16 protein-coding genes are annotated in these 15,103 nt (G+C 70.4%); 10 read left to right on the top strand and 6 right to left on the bottom strand.

The window, feature by feature from the left end:
• Positions 1-114: 114 nt before the first annotated feature.
• On the bottom strand, positions 115-1,389 hold the full coding sequence (locus tag FHU38_RS08480; protein ID WP_313886705.1) for a cytochrome P450: 1,275 nt from the start codon (positions 1,387-1,389) through the stop codon (positions 115-117).
• Between the two features lie 316 nt (positions 1,390-1,705).
• Here FHU38_RS08480 and FHU38_RS08475 point away from each other — a divergent pair, with 316 nt between their 5' ends.
• The 6 genes from FHU38_RS08475 to FHU38_RS08450 are packed head-to-tail and all read left to right on the top strand — an operon-like array spanning position 1,706 to position 7,169.
• Positions 1,706-3,313 carry an ATP-binding protein gene (locus FHU38_RS08475; protein WP_313886704.1) on the top strand — a complete coding sequence of 536 codons (1,608 nt, stop codon included), beginning with the start codon at positions 1,706-1,708 and terminating at the stop codon, positions 3,311-3,313.
• On the top strand, positions 3,313-3,708 hold the full coding sequence (locus tag FHU38_RS08470; RefSeq protein ID WP_167168609.1) for a roadblock/LC7 domain-containing protein: 396 nt from the start codon (positions 3,313-3,315) through the stop codon (positions 3,706-3,708). Before FHU38_RS08475 ends, FHU38_RS08470 begins: the two co-directional genes overlap by 1 nt.
• Positions 3,709-3,710: 2 nt before the next feature.
• Positions 3,711-4,067 carry a DUF742 domain-containing protein gene (locus FHU38_RS08465; RefSeq protein ID WP_167168606.1) on the top strand — a complete coding sequence of 119 codons (357 nt, stop codon included), beginning with the start codon at positions 3,711-3,713 and terminating at the stop codon, positions 4,065-4,067.
• Positions 4,048-4,650: a GTP-binding protein gene (locus FHU38_RS08460; RefSeq protein ID WP_167168602.1), complete on the top strand. Its 603-nt coding sequence runs from the start codon at positions 4,048-4,050 to the stop codon at positions 4,648-4,650. Before FHU38_RS08465 ends, FHU38_RS08460 begins: the two co-directional genes overlap by 20 nt.
• Positions 4,650-5,900 carry a cytochrome P450 gene (locus FHU38_RS08455; protein ID WP_167175811.1) on the top strand — a complete coding sequence of 417 codons (1,251 nt, stop codon included), beginning with the start codon at positions 4,650-4,652 and terminating at the stop codon, positions 5,898-5,900. Before FHU38_RS08460 ends, FHU38_RS08455 begins: the two co-directional genes overlap by 1 nt.
• A gap of 18 nt (positions 5,901-5,918) precedes the next feature.
• A complete protein-coding gene (locus FHU38_RS08450) occupies positions 5,919-7,169 on the top strand; it encodes a cytochrome P450 family protein (RefSeq protein ID WP_167168598.1) in 1,251 nt (416 codons plus the stop codon).
• Between the two features lie 129 nt (positions 7,170-7,298).
• Here FHU38_RS08450 and FHU38_RS08445 read toward each other — a convergent pair whose 3' ends face one another.
• Together FHU38_RS08445 and FHU38_RS08440 are read right to left on the bottom strand one after the other, a co-directional pair.
• Positions 7,299-7,718 carry a hypothetical protein gene (locus FHU38_RS08445; RefSeq protein WP_167168595.1) on the bottom strand — a complete coding sequence of 140 codons (420 nt, stop codon included), beginning with the start codon at positions 7,716-7,718 and terminating at the stop codon, positions 7,299-7,301.
• A 9-nt stretch (positions 7,719-7,727) separates the two neighbouring features.
• Complete coding sequence (locus FHU38_RS08440; protein ID WP_167175809.1) at positions 7,728-8,159, bottom strand: DUF2000 domain-containing protein; 432 nt, start codon at positions 8,157-8,159, stop codon at positions 7,728-7,730.
• 58 nt (positions 8,160-8,217) lie between these two features.
• Between FHU38_RS08440 and FHU38_RS08435 the strand changes: the two genes are divergently transcribed.
• Positions 8,218-9,126 carry a helix-turn-helix transcriptional regulator gene (locus tag FHU38_RS08435; RefSeq protein WP_167168592.1) on the top strand — a complete coding sequence of 303 codons (909 nt, stop codon included), beginning with the start codon at positions 8,218-8,220 and terminating at the stop codon, positions 9,124-9,126.
• On the opposite strand, the gene thiI is transcribed toward FHU38_RS08435, so the two are convergent.
• Positions 9,099-10,385: a tRNA uracil 4-sulfurtransferase ThiI gene (gene thiI, locus FHU38_RS08430; RefSeq protein WP_167168589.1), complete on the bottom strand. Its 1,287-nt coding sequence runs from the start codon at positions 10,383-10,385 to the stop codon at positions 9,099-9,101. The genes FHU38_RS08435 and thiI overlap by 28 nt on opposite strands.
• Before the next feature lie 48 nt (positions 10,386-10,433).
• Positions 10,434-11,327 (bottom strand): metallopeptidase, encoded by an 894-nt coding sequence (locus tag FHU38_RS08425; RefSeq protein WP_167168586.1) that lies wholly within the window; start codon positions 11,325-11,327, stop codon positions 10,434-10,436.
• Between the two features lie 168 nt (positions 11,328-11,495).
• On the opposite strand from FHU38_RS08425, the gene FHU38_RS08420 reads away from it, so the two are divergent.
• A complete protein-coding gene (locus FHU38_RS08420) occupies positions 11,496-11,882 on the top strand; it encodes a hypothetical protein (RefSeq protein ID WP_167168583.1) in 387 nt (128 codons plus the stop codon).
• A gap of 32 nt (positions 11,883-11,914) precedes the next feature.
• On the opposite strand, the gene FHU38_RS08415 is transcribed toward FHU38_RS08420, so the two are convergent.
• Complete coding sequence (locus FHU38_RS08415; RefSeq protein WP_167168580.1) at positions 11,915-12,820, bottom strand: carbamate kinase; 906 nt, start codon at positions 12,818-12,820, stop codon at positions 11,915-11,917.
• A gap of 167 nt (positions 12,821-12,987) precedes the next feature.
• On the opposite strand from FHU38_RS08415, the gene phoU reads away from it, so the two are divergent.
• Entirely contained in the window at positions 12,988-13,635 is a 648-nt protein-coding gene (gene phoU, locus FHU38_RS08410) for a phosphate signaling complex protein PhoU (RefSeq protein ID WP_167168577.1), read from the top strand.
• Entirely contained in the window at positions 13,632-15,101 is a 1,470-nt protein-coding gene (locus FHU38_RS08405; protein WP_167168574.1) for a wax ester/triacylglycerol synthase family O-acyltransferase, read from the top strand. The genes phoU and FHU38_RS08405 overlap by 4 nt, the downstream gene beginning before the upstream one ends.
• The last annotated feature ends 2 nt before the right edge of the window (positions 15,102-15,103 follow it).

The following is a 15,103-nucleotide window of genomic DNA, read 5'->3' as shown; positions in this document are numbered from 1 at the left end:
CGGGCTCGCCCTCGGTATCTCGTACGTCGGTGCGAAGCGACAGGATCAACGCGCTGGTACCGAGGTTCGTTCCTGGCAGCCAGCTCGGGGAGCGGAAACCCCAGCGTGGCTGGCTCAGCCGAGCGTGACGGGCAGTGACTCCACCCCGTAGACGATCGACGCCTTGCGGAAGGTCAACTCCTCCGGCGGCACGGCGAGCCGCATCCCGGGGAACCTGCGCACCAGCGCGGGGTAGGCGGCCCGCAGTTCCATCCTGGCCAGTTCCGCGCCGACGCAGCGGTGCACCCCATAGCCGAACGCCAGGTGCGAGGTCGGTTCCCTTCCGGGGTCGAACTCCTCCATGCCCGGCCCGAGCACGTGGTCGCGGTTGGCGCCGCTGAGCGAGCACAGCACCATGGCGCCCTTCTCGATCCGCACGCCACCCACCTCGACGTCCTCGCGGGCGAAGCGGGGGAAGGCGACCTGCACCACGGTCAGGTACCGCAGCAGTTCCTCCACCACCGAGTTGATCGCGTCGTCGTCGTCGCGGACGAGCTTGAACGTGTCCGGATCGTTGAGCAGCACGAGGGCACCCAGTGAAAGCATGCTCGCGGTGGTTTCGAACCCACCGGTGAGCACACCGTCGGCGAGCCCCGCCAACTCGATGTCGCTGACCTCGTCACCGTGCTCGGTGATGATCATGCCGAGCAGCCCGTCACCCGGCCGTTCCCGCTCGCGGCGCACCACCCCCCGCAGGTACTCCAGCGACTCCGAGATCGCACCGAGCGAGGCACCGGCGCCACCGAAGAGGTCGAAGCGAGCGACGGCGTGCCGCTGGAACTCCTCCCTGTCGTCGTAGGACACCCCGAGCAGGTCACAGATCACCAGCGACGGGATCGGCAGCGCGAACTGCTCCACAAGGTCGACGGGCGCCTCCGCGGCCGCCATCGCGTCGAGACGCTGCGCCACGATCGCCTCGATGCCCGGCTTCAACCGCGACAACCTTCGCATCGTGAACTCCGGCGTCAGCAGCTTGCGCAGCCGGGTGTGCGCCGGAGGGTCGGCGAAGCCGAGCCCACCCGGATTGTCGTCGGCGGCTGTGCCTGCCTGGCCAACCAGATTGCCGAAGTCGTTGCTGAACGACTTGGCGTCGGCCAGCACCGCCTTGGCCTCCTCGTGTCCGGTGACCAGCCACACATCGAGCCCAACCGGTAGCGGCAGTTTGGAGACCGGCTCGCTGTCCCTTCGTGCCCCCAACTCGGCGACGGGGTCGAGACCATCCCGTCGCAGCGGCAACAGGGCTGCGTCGGGCAGCAGGGACATCCTCGACAGGTCGAGGCCCTTCCTGCGTGCGCGCGCCAGATAGGCGCGCGCGAACCACGACAGCACCCTTGATCGGAGATTCCCCACGAATGGGACGGTACCAACAACGCGGCGGCGGTTGGGCCGTCGCCACGGCAATAGACGCTCCGTAGTCGATTGACTTCGCCCACTGTTGATCTATACTCCGGCTTGCCGAGCTCCGATCGCACATGATCAATTACTGGGGAAGCGAGTCATTCATCGTGACCAGCGGTCAAACCAGTCCGTGGCCAGGTGCCACGCGGCAGGTCCGCGTCGCCGCCTCAACACGACCCTCACCGGCGTTTCGGGAGTGAGGCGAGTCGGTACGACTGTGCGGATTCACGGCAAGAACGACGATCGTGGTGGGTAGGGTCCGAGCTGGTTGACGTACTGGGAGGCAGACCCGGACATCCCGGATGCTCGCGAAGTCGACCCGTTCGCCTCGCGCACGTGGTCCCACCTGACGAGACGCACCAACCATCTTCGCTTCTTCGACAACTGGGTGATCATGACACTTCCGTCGACAAGGCCCCCCACCCGACAGCCGATCCTGTGGCTGTGCACCGGCGTCGCCGTCAGTTACGTCGTCGTCGCCTCGATCTTCCTGCTCGCCGGCGACGGCAGCGCACTGCGAAACGCGCTGCTGCTGGCCGCGGGCGTGTTGGCCGTGGCAGCGCTGGGCGTACACGCCGTGGTGTCCGACCGCGCACTACGGGCGCACGAAGCCACCCTGCGCAACCAGCAGGCGGCGGCGGGTGAACAGGGCGCGGCACTGGAATCCATGGCCGAGCAGGTGGAGGCCTTCGCACAGGGCGCGCCCGCCGCGCCGCCGCTGCCCGAGCTGTCCCCATCGGGCCGCCCCGCGGCCCTGCTGCACCGGGCGGCCGCGGTACTCGACCGGCTCCGTGACGATCAACAGGGCCGCCAGGACGCCGTGCACGCCGCGGTGGTCGCGCTCGCCAGGAAGGCGCAGACCTCGGCGCACCGCCTGCAGGAGGAGGCCTCGCGGATGGTGCAGCGCCACCCAAGCGACCCCGACATCCTGCACACCAGCATGCGGGTGGACCACGCGGCCGCACAGCAGGCCCGGCACGCGCAGACGCTGGCCGCGCTGTGCGGCGAGTGGCCGGGACAGCAGTGGCACGAACCGCTGCCGATCGCCGACGTCGTGCGCGGCGCGGCGGGCCGGATCACCGCCTTCCAGCGGGTCGAGATCTCCGGCGACCCCGGAGTCGCCGTCTCACCGCGCGTCGTGGAGCCGTTGATCCACCTGGTGGCGGAACTGCTGGCCAACGCGACCCAGTCCTCGCCGCCCACCACCAACGTCCTCGTGACGTTGCGACACGTGCAGCGCGGTGCGGTGATCGAGATCGACGACTGCGGGGTCGGGCTCGACGACAGGAGGCTGGAGCAGGCCCGCGAGATCGCCTCGGGCAGACGTCCGGTCGGTCTGGCCGAGTTGGGCGAGATCCCGCAGACCGGTCTTCCCGTGGTCGGCGCGTACGTGCGCCGCTACGGGTTCAGGGTGGACCTGACGGAGTCGGTGTACGGCGGCGTGCGAGCCATCACGCTGGTTCCTTCCGAACTGGTCGAGACCATACCGCCCGGTGGCTCCGCTACGGTCGGCGAGCATGCCCTGACCCGTAAGCAACCTCCGCGACCGGCCGAGTCACCCCGGCACTGGGAGCCCGAACGGCACGAGGAGACCGAACCAAGGACAACCCGAACCGTCGAAGGGAACCTGTCCTCGCTGCCGAGACGGCGCTCGCGGCGTGGCGAGGCCCCTGCCAAGACGCTCGACTCCGATGTGGAATGGCCTGGGCCGGGCAACACCCGCGCCGCCGGAGGCGGCGCGGGCACAAACAGCACGCAGACCGCCGAGCAGGCCGGGCAGTGGATGGGTGCGTTCCTGCGCTCCTCGCCCGGCCTGCCGACGGGTGCGGCGCGCACCGATTCATCAGCCGACGTTGACAACACTCCGGAGGAGTAATGGCCGTCCCCGCTTCCGACAACAGCTGGATGCTGGACATGATCAGGAGCGTGCGGGGGGTGCGGCACGCCGTCGTGCTCACCTCCGACGGCCTGCTGAAGGTGCGCACCGACCACACCCACCCCGACATCGCCGACAAGCTCGCCGCCGCCTGCGCCGGGCTGACCTCGCTGGGGCAGGGCATCGGTGAGGAGTTCGGTACGGGCGGCAGCCCACGACAGGTGATGGTGGAGTTCGACGGCGGTTTCCTGTTCGTCCGTGGTGCGGGCGACGGTTCCCGGCTCGCCGTGGTCACCGAGGCGGTCATCGACCCGGCGCTGATCGCACAGCAGATGCAGGCACAGGTGCTGCAGATCGGTGAACGCACGCTGAGCACGCCGACCCGCGGCAGCTGACCATGGGCAGTTCGGACGATTACCGCGATCGGCCGGTACGGCCCTACGTCATCACCTCCGGCCGTGCGCATCCTTCGCGCAACACGATCCGGCCGGAGACGCTGCTGATCGCCAATCCAGAGGCGAAACTGCCGATCATGGCGAGCCGGGAACAGCGGGCGATGCTGGACGTCTGCCGGGGAATGCTGTCGCTGGCCGAAGTCGCCGTGCACCTCGACCTGCCGGTCAGCGTGGTCGTCGTGCTCGCGTCGGACCTGGTCGACACCGGACACCTGGTGCTCAGATCGGCTCCACAGCGACATGTCCTGCCCGACCGAGAAATCCTGGAGAAGGTCCTCAATGGTCTCCGCAAACTCTGACCGGTACGTGGCTCACACCGTCGAGCAGTCGGTCAAGATCCTCGTGGTCGGCGCGTTCGGGGTGGGGAAGACGACGTTGATCGGCTCGGTCAGTGAGATCAAGCCGCTGCGCACCGAGGAAACGATGACCACGGCCAGCATCGGGGTCGACTCGGTCGCGGGCCTGGACGACAAGACCACCACCACCGTGGCGATGGACTTCGGTCGCATCACCGTCAGCCCCGACGTCGTGCTGTACCTGTTCGGCACGCCGGGACAGCGCAGGTTCTGGAACCTGTGGGAGGGACTGGCGGAAGGGGCCGTTGGCGCGCTCGTCCTCGTCGACACCCGCCGCATCGAGGACAGCTTCGAGGTGTTCGACCAGCTGGAACTGCGGACCACGATGCCGTTCGCGGTCGCGGTCAACCAGTTTCCCGATGCGCCACGGTACGAAGAGGACCAGTTGCGCGATGCGCTGGACCTGTTGCCACAGACACCGATCATGTACTGCGACGCCAGGCGGAAGGAGTCGTCAGTGGCCGCACTGATCACCCTGGTGGAGCACGCCCTCCGGTTTCCCGCTTCCTCTAAGGCATATGCATGATGACACCGTCGCAGACCCACCAGCCGACACTGTCCGAACTCACCGGGCTCACCCCGCTGTCGGCCACAACCACCTGCCGCGATCCCCAGGCGGCATACAGCGAACTGCGTGCCAAGTGGGGCCAGATCGCGCCGGTCGAACTGGAGCCGGGCATCAACGCCTGGCTCGTGCTCGGGCATCCGGAGATCTGCCAGATCGTGCGCAACGAGCGGTTGTTCTCCCGCAATCCGCACTACTGGCGGCTCTACGCCGAGCAGGTCGTCTCGCCCGACTCCGGGCTCGGGCCGATGATGTTCCCGCGTGACAACGCCTACTTCTCCGACGGCGACAAGCACCGCAGGTTGCGCGAACCGCTCGACGACGGCCTCGCCAGCCTGGACGAGCACAAGATGAGCCGCATGATCCGGGCCGCGTGCACCGAGCTGATCGCGACGTTCGCCCCTCGGGGCAACGCCGACCTCGTGGCCGAGTACGCGGCCGTGGTGCCGATGCTGGCCGTGGCAGGCATGTTCGGCCTCAGCACCGACCTCGGCCACCAGTTGCGGCAGGCGCTGATCGCCCTTTTCGGGTCCGGCGCGGATTCCCAGGCGGGCAACCAGAACCTCGAGCGCATCCTCACCAACACCATCCAGGCGCGTAGGGCGAACCCGAGCGACGACCTGGCGACGGCCTTCCTGCGCCACCCCAACCTGCGCAACGACTTCGAGTTGCAACAGTCCATGGTGTTGATGATCTCGGCCGGCTACGAGACAACCACCACCTGGATCGCGCAGACACTGCGGCTGATGCTCACCGACCCGCGTTTCGCCGGGCGGCTGCGGGGCGGTCGGCTGGGTATCGACGAAGCGCTGGACGAGGTGCTGTGGCGTGACCCGCCCATGTCGAACATGCCCGCGAGGTACGCGCTCGCCGACTGCCAGGTCGCCGGCCAGCCGGTGCGCAGGGGCGACGCGCTCATCCTCGGGTTCGCGGCTGCCAATGCCGACTCCAGGGTGCACACCAACGACCCGTGGCTGGAGGTGGGCAACCGAGCGCACCTGGCGTGGAGCGCGGGACCGCACGCCTGCCCCGCGCAGCGACAGGGCCGGATGATCACCCGCATTGCGGTCGACACCGCCCTGCACCGACTACAGGATGTTGTGCTGTCGGTACCGGCCGAGGACATCACGCTGCTGCCCTCGCCGTGGACCCGTTGTCCCGCCAGTCTGCCCGTCCGGTTCACCAGGACGGGCCCGATCCCGCACGCCTGAAACCAGGAGGCATTCCCGATGACCGACGCCGTGGCCTCGCAGGTCCCCGTCATCCGACTCGACCCAACCGGAGCCGACCACCACGGCGAGGCGGCCCGCATGCGCGAGCTGGGCCCGGTCGTGCGCGTCATCCTCCCAGGAGAGGTGTCCGTCTGGGCCGTCACCGAGCACGCACTGCTCGCCGAACTCGTCACCGATCCCAGGGTCAGCAAGGACTGGCGCAACTGGAGCGCCGTCCAGCGTGGCGAGATCACCGACGACTGGCCGCTGGTGGGGATGATCAAGGTGACCAACATGGTCACCGCCGACGACTCCCACCACCTCAGGCTGCGCAGGCCGGTCACGCGCACCTTCACCCGTGGCCGCGTGGAGGAGTTGCGGCCGCGCATCACCGAGATCATCAACACTCTGCTCGACGAGCTGCCCGGGCACGCGGCGGCGGACGGTTCGGTGGACATCCGGCAGTTCTACGCCTACCCCGTGCCGATGCAGGTGATCTGCGAGCTGGTGGGAGTGCCGTGGGAGTGGCGGCCCCGGCTGCGCGAGCTGGTGGACAGCATCTTCCGCACCGACACCACCCCGGAGGAAGTGGTCCGCACCCAGCGCGACCGCCACGAGATGCTCAACCAGCTCGTGCAACTGCATCGCGACGAGCCCGGCGACGACCTGACCAGCGCGCTGATCGCGACGCAGGAGCAGGACGCCGAGTCGCTGACCGACGAGGAACTCGTCGACACGCTGTGGCTGCTGCTGACGGCGGGCCACGAAACGACGCTGAGCTTGATCGTCAACGGCGTGCGGGCACTGCTCACCCACCCCGACCAGCTGGCGATCGCCCGCTCAGGAGGAGCCGACACCTGGGCGGCGGTGGTTGAGGAGACATTGCGCTGGGACGCACCGATCGGCAACTTCCCGGCCCGCTACCCCAGGGAGGACATCACCATCGCCGGGGTCACGATCCCGGCGGGCGAGGCCATTCTCGCCCCCTACAGCGGCGCCGGCAGGGACCCGGCACAGCACGGCAGCGACGCCGACCGGTTCGACATCACGCGCAAGCCCACCAAGCACCTGGCCTTCGGCGGCGGCCCGCACCTGTGCCTTGGCGCGCACCTGGCGCGGATGGAGGCGCAGATCGCGCTGCCGGAACTGTTCGCCCGCTACCCCGACATCCGGCTCGCTGTGGCTGCCGAGGAACTGCGCCCGGTTCCGTCGTTCTTCTCCAACTCCGCGGGCAGCCTGCCCGTGCTGCTCGGCGATCCCCGCGACTGAGCATCCGGGTGGGGGCGGCGAAGGGTTCGCCGCCCCCACCCGGGCGTTGTCGTGGCACCTGAAACGAAGTTCCTCCGCAACGAGGTGGGTGGTCAACCACCGTGACGGCGCGGTGACCGCGCCGGTGCCTCAGCGGCGGCCGGCCAGGTCGGCCTCCACCGCCGCCACCACGCGCCCCGGTTCCGTGCCGCAGTCCAGCACCAGCCCGTCACAGACCACGGCGCACGCCTTGGTGGCCGCGTTGAGCTGCCGCAACGCCTCGCGCCACCGCAAGCCCCTGCGGCGAGCGTCGCGCCACACGGCGGGCAGCACCCATGCCGTGTTGCGCGGGTCGACAACCGTCAGCTCCACCTCGTCGGCGCGGAACCGGGACCGCAACGCTAGGTAGACGGCACCGACAGCCTCCATGTCCGTCCGGCAGTGGGCGTAGGGCTCCTCGGCGTGGCCGTGCAGTTCTCGCACCGCCTCCCCGTCCAGCCGCCCGCAGCATCCGGAACCGCCCAGTTGCTGGTCCCACTGCCGCACCAGCACCACCCTGTGCTCAACCATGCACCCACACTAGGGGTGCATCCGCGTGCCTTTACAGACCTTGTCCACCGCGTTCCTCGGCCCGTGCACCGCCAATCCCACCAGGTCGAGCGTGGCGGCGGGCACCGCCCGCACCGCGGCCCTGTTGTCGGTGTCGTTGCCGGTGGCGAACAGGTCCGCGGTGAAGACCGACAGGCGCAACCCCCTGGAGAGCGCGCGACCGTGCGCGGCCGAGAGGGTTTCCTTCGAACCCTCGAACACCAGCACCGGCTGCCGGAACATCGGCAGGTACTCGTTGCCGTCGGCGTCCAGGTACGGCTCACCGACCAGGTGTGGTCGGCTCGTCGCGAGTCCACTGACGACGAACGCGCACACGTTGAGCCGCTGCCAGGTCAACAGGTCGTCGCGCAGCAGCACCGCGATCTTGGTGTCGGGCCGGTCGGGAATGGGTTCGGTCACCATGCTTGCCATCCGCCGAATCTGCCGTTTCGGCCACGGGTGCGTCTTGTACGTTCGTCGCATGGGTGCTCACGACCGGGTCGCCACCGGCACCGTCATCGCATGGCGGCCGTCCGTGCGAGGTGTGCGGGAAGTCTTCCACGCCAGCTTTCCCCGGCACACCTATCCACCGCACACCCACGACGCATGGACGCTGCTCGTCGTCGACGCCGGAGTTGTGGCCTACGACCTGCACCGCCGCGAGCACGGCGCGTGCAGGCCGGTGGTGACCCTCCTACCTCCCGACGTCGCGCACGACGGCCGGTCGGCACGGCGGGGCGGGTTTCGCAAACGTGTGCTCTACCTCGAACGCGACGTGTTCGGCGAGGACTCCGACCGGTTGATCGGCGCCGCCGTGGACCGGCCGGTACTGGCCGATCCGCTACTTCGGCACCGGGTGCACCAGGTTCACCAAGCGCTCGCGACGCGCACCGAGGACCTTGAGGCGGAGAGCAGGCTGGCGCTGGTCATCGAGCGGCTGCGCGGGCACCTGCGGCAGGCGGACACCGCCTCCCCGCCGCGCCCGAATCCGGGCGGAAACGCAATGGCGAACACCAGGACGAGCACCGGGGCGAACACGGGCAGGGACCCCAGGCTGGCGGTACGGCTGCGGGAACTACTCGAGGCCCACGTCACGCAGGGCATCACCCTGTACGAGGCCGCCGCACGGCTGCACGCGAGCCGGGCGCATCTGGTGCGGGCGTTCGGGCGCGAATACGGCATCCCGCCACACGGCTACCTGACCGGCCGCAGGGTGGACCTCGCGAGGCGGCACCTGCTCGCGGGCCACTCCCCCGCCGAAGCCGCCACGTTGTCCGGCTTCTGCGACCAGCCGCACCTGACCCGACATTTCACCCGGCTCATCAGTGTGCCCCCCGGCCACTACGCGCGAAGCCGCGTCTGCTACGAGCCCGCAGGGGCCAGCACCTGAGCATCGGCCAGCAGCTTCGGAACCAGCTCGTCGAGGTCCAGCCTGCGTTCCACACCGGCCAGCTGTTCGGCCGTGCTTCTGGTCGCCACCCTGGGTGGCGCGAGCAGGCTGCAGCAGTCCTCGTCGGGCAGCTTGGAGATGTCCGCGGTGCCGATCCGCCGCGCCTCCGCGATGATCTCGTCCTTGTCCCACGCCAGCAGCGGCCGCAGCAACGGCAACTGAGCCGCGGCTTCCACCGTGGCCAGGTTGCTCAGCGTCTGGCTGGACACCTGCCCCAGGCTGTCACCCGTCACCAGCGCCTGCGCGCCCAACTCGGCGGCGAGCACGTCCGCGGTGCGCACCATGAGTCTGCGCTGGGCCACCACCTGTAACTGCGCCGCACCCGCCGTGGCGATGGCGCGCTGCGCGTTGCCGATCGGCACCACGTGCAGCCGCGAACCACCCTGATACCGATCCAGTTGCCTGACCAGCGCGTAGGCCTTGTAGGCCGAGGAAGGGTCGGTGTAGGGCGCGCCGGTGAAGTGCACGAAGTCGCAGCGCAGCCCGCGCCGCATCGCGCGAAACGCCGCGACCGGGGAGTCGAACCCGCCGGAGAGCAGCACCAGCGCGCGCCCGCTGGCACCGACCGGCAGCCCACCCTGGCCTCGGTGCCGCTCGAGCGAGACGAACACCTCGCGCCGATCCACCTCCACCGAGATCCGCACCTCGGGGTCGCTCAGATCGACCGGCCACCCCCACTGCTGGCACACCCGCTGCCCCATGTAGGCGGCGAGTTCCTCCGAGCCCATGGGAAAGCCTTTGTTCCTGCGCCGCGCCTTCACCGCGAACCGGCGCGGCACACTCCGCTCGGGTGTGCCGAACCGCTCGGCCAGCGCCTGCAGCGCCGCGTCCGCCGCGTCCTGCGGGGTCTTACCCGCCCGCAGCGCGGGTTGCACGACACTGACGCCGAAAACCCGCCGCGCGCGCTCCACCAGTTCCGGCAACGGCAGCCCGCCCGCGAGCACGAGTACGCCGTCGCGCCGGGAGATCCGCACGCGCGAACCGCGAGGCGACGCGGTGGCGACGTCGGCGTGGTCGGCGGCGCTATCAGCACTGCCTGCGCTCTGTGCGCTCTCGGCACTGTCGGCGCTGTCGGCGCTGTCGGTCTCGCCGCAGACGACCTGCCGCACCCCGTCGAGGAGGTACTGCTCGAAGCGGCCCCGGTTGCGGCCCTTCAACATCAGTTCCCCGTACTTGAGCAGCACGCATGGCTGTGCCATCGGCTCGACCTCCTCCGCGCCACGGTCAGTGGCCGAAGATACCTCCCGTCAAGGGGCGCTGGACACCGCAGGCCCTCGGGTACGTGGCGAGGGCAACGTCGCTGACCCCTCCTCGTCGGCCACGTCCTCCTCCGGCAGCGCTTCGGTCAGCGGCAGCGCATCGGCAAGGGCGGCACGGGCGCCGTTCAACTCGTTCGCGAGCCGTCGGCGCATCCCCTCCAGCGCGTGCACCCGGTCCGTCGCCTCGGCGACGATCCGCTCCGCCCGCCGCGTGGCCTGCTCGATCAACCGTTGCGCATGCGCTCTCGCCGCGGCCTCCTTCTCCGCGATGGCCTTGTTGGCCTCGTCCCTGCGTGCGGCGAGCGCGGCGGCGAAGTCCCGCTCCAGTTCCTGTCGCCTGCGGGTGGCGCGCTCGTCCAGTTCCCGCCGCTGCCGCTGCGCCTGCTCCGCCGCGGCCTCCGCCTGCGACTGCACCCTTCGCATCAGCTCGTGATGCTCGGCCTCCTGCTCGATCCGGCGCTGCTGAAGCTCGGTGAGCAACCGCCGGTACCGTGCCCGCAACCGGCGCGCCCGCCTGCGTTGCAGCGCTCGTTTTCGTTCCGCCTCGGCCTCGGCGCCCGCGATGATGTCGGCGGCCTCCTCGTGGGCGAGCTCCACCAGGTGCAGCATCCGCTCCGAAAGCCCGTCGGTCTCAACCGGTTCCCGGCAGACTCTGCCGAGCCGTTCGCGAAGCTTGTCGTTCTCCGAGCGCAGCGCCTCCAACCGCTCGGCCAGTCGCTGCACGCAGTCGGCCGCCGCGTCCCGGTCGGACGCCACCAGCCGCAGTTCCTCGAGCATCCCGCGCACGTAGTGATCGACATGTTCGCGGTCGTATCCCCACAATGCCGGCCTAAATCCGGGTCCCGGCGGGCTCGGCCCGCCTGCGCCCTTCGGGATCGTCATCTGCACCTCGCACGCCGTCGGCCCCGGCTCAACCCTAGTCCCATTGTTTCACCCGGCGCAGCAAGGGAATCCCCGCAACTCCGGGCGGACGCGCGGACACCTTCGCCGACCATCGACATAGGAACGCCCGCCGCTTCCGTAGGTCGCAGTGGAAACGTTGGAGCGAGCATGGATTCGCCGACACTGAGCGAGCAGCCCCTGAGCCATCAGCAGTGTCTCGGCGTCATCACGCGGCCGCGGTGCGGCCGCATGGTCGTGGTGACGATCACCGGCGCACCACCGCTGGCGTTGCTGTGCGTGGTGAGCACTGGCGGGGACATCATCGTGCCCACCGGCACCGACCCGCGACTGGAACGACTTGCCCACGACAAACCCGTGACCGTGGAGTTCCCCGACGAGGCGGGCTGCACCATCACCGGCGTCGGACTCGCCTGCCCGCTTCGGCACGAGGATCGTGTTCTCGCTCGCGCGACGCTGCCGCGAGGGCACACCTTCGACCACGGAATCCGCGTCCTCATCGCGCGCCTCACCGGCAGCCGGGTTGTCCAGCGCTGAGCGGTTCGTGCCGTCGGCGGGGTTAGGCAGGATCACATCCGCACCCGCGTGCCCGCCGTACCCGCCAGCACCTCGCCCGCCTGCTCCAGCGCTCCGATAGCCGCCACCGCGCCGCCCGAGGCGAGAAACCGGCGAGCGGCCTCGACCTTCGGTGCCATCGAGCCCTCCGGCAACCCGAGTGCGACCAGTTCCGCGACCGTCGCCTCCGCGACCGGTTCCGCCTGTCGCGTGCCGAACCCGCGCTGCACCGCGGCCACGTCGGTGAGCAGCAGCAGCGCGTCCGCCTTCAGTTCGCGCGCGAGCAGCGCCGCGGAGAGATCCTTGTCGACAACCGCCTCCACCGCACCCGGTTCTGAGCCGGGGTCCCCGACCACCGGTATCCCGCCGCCGCCCGCCGCGACCACCACCGCGCCCGACTCGAGCAGCCGCTCCACGATCGACTGCTCGACGATCCGCACGGGATCGGGCGAGGCGACCACCCTGCGCCAGCGCCGCCCGTCGCGAAGGAACCTCCACCCGCGCTGCTGTTCCAGCGCCCGGCTGTCGGCGAGCGAGTAGCCGGGGCCGATGAACTTCGTCGGCAGCGCGAAGGCCGGGTCCGACCGCCGCACCACTACGCGAGTCACCAGCGCGGCCACCTCGCGGTCCGGCAGCGCCGCGCCCAACTCGGCGGCGAGCCAGTACCCGATCATGCCCTGCGTCTCGGCGACGAGCGAGTCCAGCGGATACGGTCGCCGCAGCGCCGGGTCCGCCGCGCTCTCCCGCGCCAGCAACCCCACCTGCGGACCGTTGCCGTGCACGACCACCAGTTCCTCACCGCCCACGGCGTCGGCGAGCGCCGCCACCGCGCCGTGCAGGTTCCGCCGCTGCACGGCGTCGTCGGCGCGCTGTCCCCTGCGCAGCAACGCGTTGCCGCCCACGGCGGCGACAATCCTCACCCTCGCCTCCCGCGGCCCCCACTACCGCGCCGTCCCCCTCGGCCCACACACACCGTCATGGCCCCCACCCTGCGCAGCCCGCGCGGGCACGGGCAGGGCCCCACGTCCCGTCGCCGTGCGACGTTGGGCCCTGTGAACGGCCCACTCCCCGCTCCTACCGTGCGGGCATGCGCGAGTCCTACGACTCCCACGGCGCCGAACTCGCGGCCTTCACGAACCGGCTGGCCGATCTGGCACGGCTGGCCGAGGGCGCGATGAACCGGGCGACCACGGCGGTCGTCGCGGGTGACGCGGAGTTGGCGCGGACGGTGGTCGCCGAGGAGGGGACGATCGTGGCGCTGCACCACCGGCTCGACGAGGAAGCGGTGGAGATGCTGGCCGAACTGCGGCCGGTCGCCGGTGACCTGCGCACGATCGTGGCGGGCCTGCGGATGAGCGCGGACCTGGCCCGCATGGGGGCGATGGCAAGGCACGTCGCGGAACTGGTACCTCGAATGGCGCCGCGGCCCGCGCTGCCCCCGGTGGTGCTGCCGACCGTCGCGGCCATGGGAGAGACGGCGCAGCGGCTGATGGCGAAGGTGCGCGCCGCGATGGCGCGGCACGACACCGAGGCGGCCTACGAACTCGACCGCGACGACGACGAGATGGACCGGCTGGTCTCCTCGCTGTACCGGGATCTGCTGTGCGCTGACCACGGTCTGGATGTCGAGGCGGTGCTGGAGCTGACACTGCTGGGGCGCTACTACGAACGGTTCGCCGACCACGCCGTCTCGCTGGCGCGCAGGGTGCTGTTCCAAGCCGGAGCCGCCGGATGAGTAGCTCGGACACCGTCGAACAGGCCGTCGAGCAGGGCCGTCGGCGGCTGAGCCCGCTGGATGCGGCCTTCCTGGACGCGGAGATCGCCGACCGCAACGCCACCCTGGAGGTCGCTGCGGTGGCCGTTGTGGAGGGCTCGCCGCCGGCGCGGGAGCGGTTCGTCGAGTCGCTTCGGCCCCGGCTGGCCGCTGTGAGCAGGCACCGGCAACGCGTCCGCAGGGTGCCGTTCGACCTCGGCAGACCGTGGTGGGAGGACACCGAGGTGGACTTCGACTACCACGTCAAGCGCGCGGCGCTGCCCGTTCCCGGCGACGACTCGCAACTGGCGGACCTGGTCGGGATGGTGATGTCGGACCGGCTCGATCACGATCGCCCGCTGTGGCAGTGCTGGCTCGTCGAGGGCCTCGCGGGCGGACGGTGGGCGTTGTTGGTCAGGGCACACCACAGCATCGCCGACGCGCTGGCCGGTTTCGCGTTGCTCGCGGCGGTTCTCACCGCCGAACCGCCGCAACCACCGCAACCACCGCGACGAGCTGAGCCGCCGGAACCAGCAGAGCCACCCGCCGGACCCGCGCCGCCGCCCGGCCCCGGTGCGCTGCGGCGTGCCGTTACCGCGCTCGGCGATCTCACCACGGCGCCGCTGCACCAGGCGCGACGCTGCGCCGAGGCGCTGCGTCACCCCGGCAGGGCCGCGAAGGGGGCGGCGGCGACGGCCCGCGGGCTGGGGACGCTGGCCCGTGTCCTCGTGCCGGTAGCACCCTCGTCGCTGAGCGGACCGATCGGGCGGGAACGTAGGTATCGCGTCGCGCAGGCGCCGCTTCGCGACGTGACCACCGTGGCGCGGCACCACGGGGTCACGGTCAACGACGTGGTGCTCGCCGCGGTGACCGGCGCGTTCCGCGAGTTGCTGCTGCGCAGGGGCGAACGGATCCACCCACACCTGCTGCGTGCACTCGTGCCGGTCTCGGCGCGCGGCGCGAGACAACCCCGAGGCCCTGGCAACCAGTTGTCGTGGCTGCTGCCGTTGTTGCCGGTGGACATCGCCGACCCGATCGAGCGGCTGAGCGTCGTGCACGAGCGGCTGGCCGGGCTGAAGCACAGCCAGGAAGCGCAGGTGAGCTCGTCGTTGCTCGGGTTCGCCCGGCAGGGCCCGTTCCCGCCGCTGTCGTGGGCCGTGCGCGCGGCCGCGCGGCTGCCGCAACGCAACATCGTCACCGTGGTCACGAACGTACCCGGCCCGAGGCAACAGCTTCGGCTGTTCGGCGACGACCGGATCGTGCGGCTGCTGCCCTACGTTCCCATCGGGCTGCGGCTACGCACCGGTATCGCCGTGCTCAGTTACGGTGACACGCTGTCGATCGGGGTGACGACAGACGCGCGCAGTGTGCCCGACGCCGACGCGTTGGCTCGTGGTGTCGAGGACGGCATCGCCGAACTAGTCCACGCCGCGCCGAATCGGCACTGAAC

It is taken from the genome of Saccharomonospora amisosensis (genome assembly GCF_011761185.1).
Taxonomy (GTDB): domain Bacteria; phylum Actinomycetota; class Actinomycetes; order Mycobacteriales; family Pseudonocardiaceae; genus Saccharomonospora_A; species Saccharomonospora_A amisosensis.
This window is presented reverse-complemented; position numbering and strand designations above follow the sequence as displayed.

Excerpts from the sequence above, each read along its gene's own strand:
- FHU38_RS08470 (WP_167168609.1), top strand. The coding sequence starts at position 3,313 with ATGGCCGTCCCCGCTTCCGACAACAGCTGGATGCTGGACATGATCAGG.
- FHU38_RS08465 (WP_167168606.1), top strand. The coding sequence starts at position 3,711 with ATGGGCAGTTCGGACGATTACCGCGATCGGCCGGTACGGCCCTACGTC.
- FHU38_RS08460 (WP_167168602.1), top strand. The coding sequence starts at position 4,048 with ATGGTCTCCGCAAACTCTGACCGGTACGTGGCTCACACCGTCGAGCAG.
- FHU38_RS08455 (WP_167175811.1), top strand. The coding sequence starts at position 4,650 with ATGACACCGTCGCAGACCCACCAGCCGACACTGTCCGAACTCACCGGG.
- FHU38_RS08450 (WP_167168598.1), top strand. The coding sequence starts at position 5,919 with ATGACCGACGCCGTGGCCTCGCAGGTCCCCGTCATCCGACTCGACCCA.
- FHU38_RS08445 (WP_167168595.1), bottom strand. The coding sequence starts at position 7,718 with ATGGTTGAGCACAGGGTGGTGCTGGTGCGGCAGTGGGACCAGCAACTG.
- FHU38_RS08440 (WP_167175809.1), bottom strand. The coding sequence starts at position 8,159 with ATGGTGACCGAACCCATTCCCGACCGGCCCGACACCAAGATCGCGGTG.
- FHU38_RS08435 (WP_167168592.1), top strand. The coding sequence starts at position 8,218 with ATGGGTGCTCACGACCGGGTCGCCACCGGCACCGTCATCGCATGGCGG.
- thiI (WP_167168589.1), bottom strand. The coding sequence starts at position 10,385 with ATGGCACAGCCATGCGTGCTGCTCAAGTACGGGGAACTGATGTTGAAG.
- FHU38_RS08425 (WP_167168586.1), bottom strand. The coding sequence starts at position 11,327 with ATGACGATCCCGAAGGGCGCAGGCGGGCCGAGCCCGCCGGGACCCGGA.
- FHU38_RS08420 (WP_167168583.1), top strand. The coding sequence starts at position 11,496 with ATGGATTCGCCGACACTGAGCGAGCAGCCCCTGAGCCATCAGCAGTGT.
- phoU (WP_167168577.1), top strand. The coding sequence starts at position 12,988 with ATGCGCGAGTCCTACGACTCCCACGGCGCCGAACTCGCGGCCTTCACG.
- FHU38_RS08405 (WP_167168574.1), top strand. The coding sequence starts at position 13,632 with ATGAGTAGCTCGGACACCGTCGAACAGGCCGTCGAGCAGGGCCGTCGG.